The 9,418-nt window shown below is 54.8% G+C and carries 10 protein-coding genes and 2 pseudogenes; 3 read left to right on the plus strand and 9 right to left on the minus strand.

Annotated features, from left to right (window positions below; translation table 11 throughout):
• Both ACLHZ1_RS19955 and ACLHZ1_RS19960 read left to right on the plus strand, forming a co-directional pair.
• Positions 1-119: pseudogene (locus ACLHZ1_RS19955) on the plus strand (IS5/IS1182 family transposase); the annotation flags it as partial.
• Positions 120-275: 156 nt separating this feature from the next.
• Positions 276-866 (plus strand): reverse transcriptase domain-containing protein, encoded by a 591-nt coding sequence (locus ACLHZ1_RS19960; RefSeq protein ID WP_423221106.1) that lies wholly within the window; start codon positions 276-278, stop codon positions 864-866.
• Here the strand turns inward: ACLHZ1_RS19960 and ACLHZ1_RS19965 are convergent.
• The 6 genes and pseudogenes from ACLHZ1_RS19965 to ACLHZ1_RS19990 form a co-directional block, all read right to left on the minus strand.
• Positions 781-1,641, minus strand: a complete 861-nt coding sequence (locus tag ACLHZ1_RS19965) for a LysR family transcriptional regulator (protein WP_011783503.1) — start codon at positions 1,639-1,641, stop codon at positions 781-783. The two genes, ACLHZ1_RS19960 and ACLHZ1_RS19965, sit on opposite strands and share 86 nt — an antisense overlap.
• Positions 1,635-2,645 carry a phosphonate dehydrogenase gene (locus ACLHZ1_RS19970; protein WP_011783502.1) on the minus strand — a complete coding sequence of 337 codons (1,011 nt, stop codon included), beginning with the start codon at positions 2,643-2,645 and terminating at the stop codon, positions 1,635-1,637. Before ACLHZ1_RS19970 ends, ACLHZ1_RS19965 begins: the two co-directional genes overlap by 7 nt.
• 9 nt (positions 2,646-2,654) lie before the next feature.
• Complete coding sequence (gene phnE / locus ACLHZ1_RS19975) at positions 2,655-3,485, minus strand: phosphonate ABC transporter, permease protein PhnE (RefSeq protein ID WP_020833798.1); 831 nt, start codon at positions 3,483-3,485, stop codon at positions 2,655-2,657.
• Positions 3,486-3,495: 10 nt separating this feature from the next.
• Positions 3,496-4,359: a phosphate/phosphite/phosphonate ABC transporter substrate-binding protein gene (gene phnD, locus ACLHZ1_RS19980; RefSeq protein ID WP_011784780.1), complete on the minus strand. Its 864-nt coding sequence runs from the start codon at positions 4,357-4,359 to the stop codon at positions 3,496-3,498.
• Positions 4,356-5,174 (minus strand): phosphonate ABC transporter ATP-binding protein, encoded by an 819-nt coding sequence (gene phnC / locus ACLHZ1_RS19985; RefSeq protein ID WP_020833797.1) that lies wholly within the window; start codon positions 5,172-5,174, stop codon positions 4,356-4,358. The genes phnD and phnC overlap by 4 nt, the downstream gene beginning before the upstream one ends.
• A gap of 219 nt (positions 5,175-5,393) precedes the next feature.
• Positions 5,394-6,824 (minus strand): annotated as a pseudogene (locus tag ACLHZ1_RS19990) (IS1634 family transposase); the annotation flags it as partial.
• A gap of 43 nt (positions 6,825-6,867) precedes the next feature.
• On the opposite strand from ACLHZ1_RS19990, the gene ACLHZ1_RS19995 reads away from it, so the two are divergent.
• Entirely contained in the window at positions 6,868-6,996 is a 129-nt protein-coding gene (locus ACLHZ1_RS19995) for a MipA/OmpV family protein (RefSeq protein WP_077909722.1), read from the plus strand.
• 108 nt (positions 6,997-7,104) lie between these two features.
• On the opposite strand, the gene ACLHZ1_RS20000 is transcribed toward ACLHZ1_RS19995, so the two are convergent.
• The 3 genes from ACLHZ1_RS20000 to ACLHZ1_RS20010 all read right to left on the minus strand — a co-directional run bounded on the left by ACLHZ1_RS20000 (position 7,105) and on the right by ACLHZ1_RS20010 (position 9,281).
• Complete coding sequence (locus ACLHZ1_RS20000) at positions 7,105-7,686, minus strand: DUF6448 family protein (protein ID WP_052816351.1); 582 nt, start codon at positions 7,684-7,686, stop codon at positions 7,105-7,107.
• Positions 7,687-7,902: 216 nt separating this feature from the next.
• On the minus strand, positions 7,903-9,042 hold the full coding sequence (locus tag ACLHZ1_RS20005) for a helix-turn-helix domain-containing protein (RefSeq protein WP_052816350.1): 1,140 nt from the start codon (positions 9,040-9,042) through the stop codon (positions 7,903-7,905).
• Positions 9,033-9,281: an ATP-binding protein gene (locus ACLHZ1_RS20010; protein ID WP_427263457.1), complete on the minus strand. Its 249-nt coding sequence runs from the start codon at positions 9,279-9,281 to the stop codon at positions 9,033-9,035. Before ACLHZ1_RS20010 ends, ACLHZ1_RS20005 begins: the two co-directional genes overlap by 10 nt.
• Positions 9,282-9,418: the final 137 nt, after the last annotated feature.

Consider the following 9,418-nt stretch of genomic DNA (forward strand, 5'->3'; position numbering starts at 1 on the left):
TCGTGAAAGCCAGATACAAGGGGTTGCTGAAAAACGATAACCAACTGGCGATGTTATTCACGCTGGCCAACCTGTTTCGGGCGGACCAAATGATACGTCAGTGGGAGAGATCTCACTAAAAACTGGGGATAACGCCTTAAATGGCGAAGAAACGGTCTAAATAGGCTGATTCAAGGCATTTACGGGAGAAAAAATCGGCTCAAACTGAAAAAATGAAATGACTGAGTCAGCCGAGAAGAATTTCCCCGCTTATTCGCACCTTCCTTAGCGATCGTATAGCGCAAACTGTGGTTACTATGACGCTGGAACCTATCCTGGAACCTGTCTTTCATGTGGACTCGTACGGGTATCGGCGCGGGAAATCCCCGCATGATGCGCTTGCGATCACGCGAAAGCGGTGCTGGGAAAGGGACTGGGTGCTGGAGTATGACATCCGTGGCTTGTTTGATCATATTGATCATGAGCTATTGCTCAAGGCCCTTGACCACCATTGCTCTGAATCCTGGGTGCTGCTGTATGTGAGGCGCTGGCTAACGGCACCGATGCAGACGAAAGATGGTAAGCAGGAACGACGGAACGTTGGCACACCACAAGGTGGCCCGTTATCGCCAGTTCTGGCAAACCTGTTTCTGCATTATGCATTGGATCGTTGGCTGACCGTTCGTCATCCGGATATCCCATTCTGCCGATATGCAGATGACGGAATACTGCGTTGTCGAAGTGAGCGTGAGGCTCAGTATCTGCATTCCCAGCTAGATATGCGTGAGGTGGACCCAATAGCTATTCACAGAGATGCCCAACAAACGAGTATACTGGCCTGTGTTTGTCCAGGCTGCTCGGATAAATCACCATCAGCTCCTTGCTAAGGCCAGGCTCACTCACGGGAATAGCCACCAGACTTCCATTTTGGACCTCCTCCCGTACAGAACTTTCAAGCACCAACGATGCGCCAAGTCCGACCTTAACCGCTTGCTTGACGGCTTCGGTGCTACCCAGCTGCATAGATACCGTCGGAAATGGCCCATGCTCACCGAAGTAGGTCGCCAAAAGCCGGCCAGTGCCGGTGCCGGGTTCGCCGCCGATCAGAGCCATGTTAGACAGCGTATCGCGGTCGATATCGGTTCGACGGGCTAACGGGTGACCAGGCGGAACGATTAGAACAACGGGCTCGTTACGCCACGCCTGAGCATGGAATCCGGGTAGATCATGCCACCACTCCATAATCGCCACGTCCAGCTCACCGTCCGATAAATGCCGTGCAATAGTCGGATTGGAATCTATTACCACATCCACCTCGGGCCCTACGCCCAGCTCCTTGTAACGACGGATGTAGGGCTGGAGCATATAAATCCCAATATTGGAGCTCGCCCCAACGCGAAGTCGAGCCTCCATAATGGAAGATCTCGCCTGCTCCTCCAGCCGGAGCAGACTTCGGGCAAAAGGCAACAAGGTTAAGGCAGCCCGGGTTGGCTCACAGCCAGAGCGCCCCCTGTGGACCAATAAAACGCCAAGTTGGTTTTCGAGTTTTTGAAGGTGCTGGGACAGTGTGGGTTGTGCGATGTCCAACTGGCGGGCTGCGGCCTGAAACCCGTTGTGGTCCAGCACCGCCACGAAACTCTTCAGCCAGACAAGATTCAGCATGGGCCGCTCTCGCGGCCACTGGGATCATTGATCGCATCACCCGGCCGCTCACCCCGAAGCACTTGCAGAATGTTCCGAGCAGCGCGTTGCTCGATAGCCAGACGCACCTGGCTGACTGCCGATCCGATGTGAGCAGTAAACAGCGTGTTGGGGTGGGCCCTGAGCCCCTGGGCGATCTCCCTCGGACGATCTTCTCTCGCCCAATCTTCCATCTCAAACACATCAGCGGCGTACCCCCCCAACTGACCGGATTGAAGCGCTTGCAGAACACTACCCTCATCCACCACAGATCCACGGCAGGGATTGATAAGGAATGCGCCCGGTTTCATTCCTGTTAGCGTTTCGCGATTAATGGTGTGGAGGGTTTGCTCATTGAGCGCCAGTGCCAGGATCACAATATCTGACTGGGCCAGCAGCATCTTGAGGGGAGTATGGGACAAACCCAGTGCCTGCTCATGCTGCACGGGTAAACGTTCCGGCTGGGAATAGATTAAATCCGCTCCCCATCCGTTCAGGCGCTGCGCCACCGCTTGGCCGATGGCCCCCATACCCACAATACCAATCCGTGAGCCTTCGATCCCCTGCCCATAGAAGCGTGGTGTCCAGCCAGTAAATTCACCGGATCGAACGAAGTGGTCCGCCGCCTTGACTTGTCGGGTGAGACTGATCGTCAGCCCGACCGTTAGCTCTGCAGTAGGCACGGTTAGCAAATCCGGTACAAATGTCAGCCAAACCCCATGACGCGTGCAGGCATCCACATCAAAGTTGTCATAGCCTTTCAGGGCTGCACCAATCACCTTCAAGCGCGGACACCCCTGTAGGAACTCCACTCCAACTCGGTCTGGCATGAACGCCATCATCGCATCAGCGTCTGCAACGCGCGCAGCCACTTCCTCCTGGGGCAACGTGGCGCCGGATTGGTTGGTGACCAGCTCGCAATCTTGGGCAAGTTCATCCAGAACACTGTCATGGATCTTATGGGTTATCACAACCTTGGGTTTCATCGACGGTCCTTATTTGAATTTCTTACGAAGGCGGCCACTGAGACTGTCCACGACGGTGACCATCAACAAGATGACAATGAGAATGGCGCTGACTTCCTGATACTGCATGATTCTCAGCGAGCCCATCAATTCGAAGCCAATACCACCGGCACCCACCATGCCCATTACGGTCGAGGCACGGAAATTGTATTCCCAGCGATAAATGGACACGTCCGCGAATTGAGGAAGTACTTGTGGCAGCACGGCGTGATAGAGCACCTGCAAGCGAGTAGCGCCGGCAGCATCGGCCGCTTCCACTGGCGCCTCATCTACATGCTCAATCGCTTCGGCAAAAAACTTTCCAACCATGCCAATGGAGTGAAGACCGAGCGCCAGTACGCCAGGCAACGCCCCAAAACCAACAGCAGCCACGAAGATGATGCCCATGATCAGTTCCGGGACTGAACGCAAACCGTTTAAAAGGGTTCGAGTTACTTGGAACACCACCGGATGTGGAGAGGTGTTGCGCGCAGCCAGGAATGCCAGTGGCACAGACAAGGTTACTGCAATGGCAGTACCGGCAATGCTCATCGCAAGCGTGTCGATTAACGGCGACACCCAGCTGGCCACATTGGTGAAGTCAGGTGGAAGAGATTCGCCAATGAGTGTGCCTATGGCTGGCACGCCATTGGCAAGTGTATTGAAATTGAGCAGCCCTACGTGCCAACTTGCGACAAAAATGATGAGCAGCACTAACAGCGACTGTCCGAGTTTTTTCCGCCAGCCTTTCGCGTGCTCATCCAGCACGGAGGCCGACGGGGCCGGCGACAGAGTCGCCGGTTCCGTCGTTGTATAGTTCATGGGGCACTCCTCACATTTTTGCGAAATCAAGATTGAGCAGGCCACCCATAGCGCGGATGACATCGTAATCTTCGTCGGTAATTGCCGCGAATCCCTCAGCCTTCAGGTTGTCGAGAATCTCCGGGTCATCGATCTGCAGAAAGGCTTTCTGAATGTTGCTCTTCAGCTCAGGGGCCAGGTTCGAACGCATGGCCCAGGGGTATTGAGGAAAGTCACCGCTGTAGCCCAGCACTTTGACCTTGCTCCGATCAATCAAACCGCGGTCCATCACATGCTCGAAGATAACTTCGGACAACCCTCCGGCGTCGGCATTGCCATTGGCGACGTTAACCGCAACAGCGTCATGGCTACCGACGAAATGAGCCTCATAGTCCTTTCCGGCTTCGAGCTCTGCCTTCTCAAGGAGTACGGTCTTGGGGATCAGGTGGCTGGAAGTGGATGCGCGGTCACCGTAGGCCATTTTCTTGCCTTTGATATCCGCGAAGGAGCCAACGCCAGAGTCCGCATTGGCAATAATGATGGAGCGATAAGTCGGCTTCCCGTCTACCACCATGGCGGCAAAGGGTTCAATGTCACTCTTACTCTTGGCCATCACATAGGACAACGGACCAAAGTAAGCCAGGTCAATTCGGCCAAAACGCATGGCTTCGATCATGGAGGAGTAATCGGTGGTAACAATCAGTTCTACTTCCTTACCAAGAGTGGTTTCCAGGTAATCCTTCAAAGGTTGGTTTCGCTTGATCAGTTCTGACGCGTTCTCATCCGGCAGCAAGGCAACTTTCAAAAGATCAGGGTCTGTATCTGCGGCATGGGCTGACCAATGGATGCCGAGCATCATTATCAGAGCCAGCAAAGAGTGAATCATTGTCTTCATTGTGCTATCTCCAGTACGTCTGTCGTTATCGGGGTGGTCTTAGGTTTATGGATGGCTGGTTTGCCTTCCGCAGCTACCACGCTGGGTGAACGGTGGTAAATCTCGTCCAGGTGTTTCGATTTCAGGTTTTCAGGAGCATCGTCAAAAACGATATGAGCGTTCGAAAGGCCGATGATCCGGTCTGCAAAACGCTGGGCGTATTCCAATTGGTGCAAGGAAATAACCGCGGTGATTCCATCTTCCTGACAAATATCGCGCAGTAGGCCGAGTACCTTTTCAGAAGTGGCCGGATCCAGGCTGGCAACGGGCTCATCGGCAAGAATCATGGATGGTTGCTGCACCAATGCTCTGGCGATTCCAACCCGCTGCTGCTGGCCGCCGGACAACTGATCTACTCGGGAAAGCGCTTTGTCAGCCAGACCTACGCGGTCGAGGCATTGCAGAGCCAACTCCAGGTCCTGCCGGGGCAGGGGAAGCAGGCTTCGCCAAGTACCGTGATACGCAAGTCTGCCTGTCAGCACATTCTGTAACGCGGTGTATCGTTCGATCAGCTGGTGATGCTGGAACACCATGGCGGTGCGGCTGCGGTGCTGTCGCAGGATTCTACGGTTGGTCAGTTCACCAAACTCGCCAGACACAACCTTCCCGGTTGTGGGCTTAACCAGGTGATTCAGTGAACGAAGCAGAGTGGATTTACCCGCGCCTGAAAGTCCCAGTAGCACGGTGAATTCGCCCTTGTGAAAGTGAACGTTGGTGGGTTTGAGCGCGAGGACGTTTCCCGGGTAGGTTACGCCCATACTCTCGACTCGAAGCATCACATTGGTTGATTGAGTTGGCGCCACAGGATCACCTTTTGCAATAAATAAGCTCGCCGTATTGCGAGTTACAATTGAACGGTAAAGCTGAGAGATGACACTGTCGTGTCACTGACGTGACAGGTTGATGAAGTGCTTTTGGTTCGCAAGGATTTTCCGAAGGGCTCTGTGAAATACATGGAGCTCAGCCAAAGTGGAACCCGACATTCCGCACCCGCTTCATGAATAAATCTGCCGGTATCGAGGGCCGAGAACGTCGATGATGGTCTCCTGAACGGTGTTGATGTCGGTCACTTGGGCTGGTTCGCCCCCCAGGCTGTACTCGTGGATCCCGCCAAAGCACAGGAAGATCCAGCGGGCGGTTGGCTTCTGCGTCGGTTTCTTCTTCATGTCCGGCACGCTGCGGCCTTGGGCAACCAGCCCTTTGCGGATACGGTGCTCCAGCGCGGCGTAAATCATCAGGCTGCAGGTCATCACCATCAACAGGGCTTCAATGCGCTCCGGCTTTTTCAGATAGAGCGATGAGGTCAGGAACTCGGGGCTTTTGAGGAAACGAAAGCCGCGCTCAACCGTTTGCTGTGCCTTGTAGGTGGCCAGCAGTTCGGCCATGGTCAGGGTGCCGCTCAGGTCGTTGGTGGCCAGGATGAACACGCCCGTCTGGGCGTTGGCCTCCTCCACCCGTTCCAGGCAGGTAGCGGCCTGACCCTCGATGCGGTACTGATAGCTGTCGGGTTGCTGGCCGCTTTTGGGTCTGCCGGCGCTGGCGTAAACGGGCTCCGTCAGCACGTGGCCTTGCACAATCTCCAGTAGTTTCAGCCCGTTGGCAAAGCGCGCCAGCTCCGCTTCGGCATCGGCCTGACAGGCAAAGCGCCGCGCGCACAGTTTGGTGAACGCCTTGAGCTCGCGGGTGCTGTCGCCCAGCAGGTGCTTGGCCAGCGTTTTCTGCTCGGCATGGTTGGCCTTTTCGCTGCGCACCAGCAGCCAGCGCTGCGGCACATCCGCGTAGTCGGCATCCAGCCAGCGCCCCTGGTAGCCATCGCCCAGCGCGGTCAGCGGCGCCTCACCAATGGCTGCCACAGCATTCCGTGCTTCCGTCAGGGTGCGCGGCACGCGGGTGATGAACAGCTGGCGCTGATGATGCAACAGGTGCAGGGTCTCGGCGCAGTACAGCGCTGCATCACCGACCAGATAGCGGCTCTCCTGCGCGGACTTGAGGCTGCGCAGGTGGCGATTAACCGTCTCGCGAAAGGCGCTGTTATCGTTGCTGTTGCCACTGAGCGCTTGCAGGTACACCGGCAAGCCGGCCTGATTCTCACAGATCAGCTCCAGGATCACCTGATTGAGCTCTGGCCGATGGTCACGGCTGTATCCCCGCACCAGTTGCAGCCGGCCGGTCTGTTCGCCATCGGCGCAGTCATAGGCGCCATCGACGTGAAAGCTGGTGATATCAAGATGCACCGCCGTGGGCTTGAGCCCCAGCTTGGCGACCACTTGCTCGGCCATCACCTGATAAAGCGTCGACACATCGGCCGCAAACAGCGCATCCAGACAGCGCCCGAGCACATCATCATTAAGGTCATCGGCGCAGAGCCCGGGGCCGATCAATCGCTCGACCGGCTTGTTGGCGAAGAACTGCGGGAACATGCAGAGGTCTTAGCGTACGATTTTTTCCGTTTCGTGAGCTGACCCCTACCTGAACAAGAACTGGCAGATCTTCGGCGAAGCTCTTTACGAAGTTTATGGGAGTGACGTCTCAGATAGCCCGATATCCCAGAATGATTATGAAGCGGAGATTGGTGTTGGGTTCATTTATGTTTTTTGATGCGCCTTAATAGAATGATGGTACCAATTCAGCCGAAGGCGAAACTGGAAATGAATACAACGGCAAAGCAGGCCGTCAGCCTGCTTTGCGTCTGCGTGAAGATAGGAATTAGTGCCCCTGCCCTCCAGCAGCGCCATGCACGCCCTCTATATAGTGAATGTAATTGACGTAGTCAGCGACAAAGGCACGCCCCTTATCGACGCTTTGATCAGCCATGGCCCTTGCACGCTGAGCCTCATGATAACGCTCACGAATACCGTTCTCGATCTTGCGGGTTATATTTGCCACGAGGCGATCAATTTGCCCGTTTTCCAACGCCGCATCCGCCGCCATTAAACCCGGATCAATCTGTCCGGAAGGCTTGATGCCGGTAAAGGGTGCGCCTTCGGAGGCACGATGAACCTCAACGAGCGTCGAGAACAGATGCTGATCGGCAATGTTTTTCGCAGTTTCGCTTTGCCCGCGGACTTGGAGCACATCGGCGAATACCCTTTTGATTTCGGCCTCATCCTTTGCCGGCACCCATTTGAGCAAGGGCTTAACATTGCCTGACTCCAGTGCCGCACGGGCTTCGGTAATCACGGGACCGTCCAGAGCATCACAATGAGCTTGGGCGCTACCGGCAAACATCAGGCTGAAGATTGCTGCGGCCACTGCGGGAACAGCGGTTTTGCGTAATTTGGTTTTCATACATGACCTCTTCATATTGCGTTGAGCTTCACGAGCACCGGGTTTGGTGGCGCTTCGCAATCAGAGTACGGAAGGGAGGCCAAAGAATCGTTCGCAAGTACGAAACCGAACCGATGCCATGGTTTAGAAATAAAAACCTACAATTCAGCTGTTTAGAGGTTTCAGTATCGGGTGAGAGCGTACTCGAACGCCGGGTAGCCAGGTTCAGGATCGTGGCTAGGGTCGGATATCGCCCTGCAGGGCTCGTCGGCGATATTCACTGGGGGTAAATCCTGTCTCTTTCTTGAAAGCAGTGTTGAATACGGACTTCGAGTTGAAGCCAGAGTCATACATAGTTTGCAGAATATTTGCCTGATTGGCTGCATCGGCCAGGCGCGATTTCGCCTCGTCGATGCGATAGCGACTGACGAACTCAAAGAAATTGCAGCCAAAGCCTTGGTTAATGGCCCGTGAAACCTCTCTTGAAGGGGCGCCCAATTTCCGTGAAAGTTGTTCCAGGGTCAGGTTGGGGTGCAAGTGGGGCTTTTCCTGGTGCATTAACTGTTGGAGCCTGACCTTTAAAGTTTGATCAAACTGCGGCGTGGGCTCTTCTTCCAGCAAGGCGGCCTGGTCTGCTGCCAATCCAGAGAAAACAACGGGTTGGCGAAGAGAGTTTATCATCAGAAAATTGATGAAAATGAAGCCCGTTACAGCGCCAGCGCCGGCCACCCACTCGGTTCCGGGCACGCTTCTAAACACATGCGCTGTAAGGCAGTACATCATGCTCACGGTCCAAGCCACTGCATAGCCGATCAGAAGCGTCCGTAACCACGCAAGTTGTTTGTTTTCAATACTCGAGAAAATCTGTCGAATACCAAGGCCGAAACGGTTAATCGCACGAATAGTCGCGTACAGGTAGCCCAGAAAGACCGCGTGAATAGCGACTGCAAGAAGGGGAGAGGTAAGTACGCCCGGGTGGTCCCGTTCAAGCAGAATCTGAACTTTGGTCTCGCTTGGCTGTAAATAATATTCAATCAGAAAAATTGCGCCGACCACCCAGAAGAGCAACGTGTGCACGAGATGCTTCCCGCTTAACTGGAAATTCTGATACATCAGCGATTGCGCATATAGATAGAGCGTGCCGGCTTGTAGAAGTCCGATGAGTGTTCCGAGGTAGGCGAAGTTTGGGTACTGGAGCGCAAGCCCGCTGCCATAGAGGAAGATCTCTCCCAGCCCGGCGGCGAAGAACACCAGAGTGGCAACCAGGAGTCGGTTAGATATGAGCCCACTGTTGGATGGAAGTAGGAGAAAAACGGCAAGAGCCAGCGATTGAATGATGCTCGTCAGCAGCACAATGTCGGTGAGTGTCAGATACATGCCAGATTCAGCTCCGCTTCAAAACCATCCTGCCGTCCTGTTGCCGGCGATCTGAGATGCAGGGTCATGCCGGCACCTTTAGCAATCGCATCGGCAATCGCGAGGCCCAGGCCAGAACCTGCAGCGTCCGTTTTGGCGCGTGCAAACCGGTTTCTTAAAAGAGCGAGCTGTTCCGGTGGCACTCTTGCACCGCCATTGCAGACCCTTAAAACCCCATTATCGTTCAGGTTGATCTTCACCGGCTCGCTAGGTAATCCCCCCATTTTTAGGGGCATTCAAAAGTAGAGGTCATGCAGCCTTTGTCAGATGCTGCTTTGGGGTATAACCATCCAGCGCCATATTGGGCCGCTCATGGTTATAAACCCATAGCCATTGT

The organism is Aeromonas sobria, assembly GCF_050266975.1.
GTDB lineage: Bacteria > Pseudomonadota > Gammaproteobacteria > Enterobacterales > Aeromonadaceae > Aeromonas > Aeromonas sobria_B.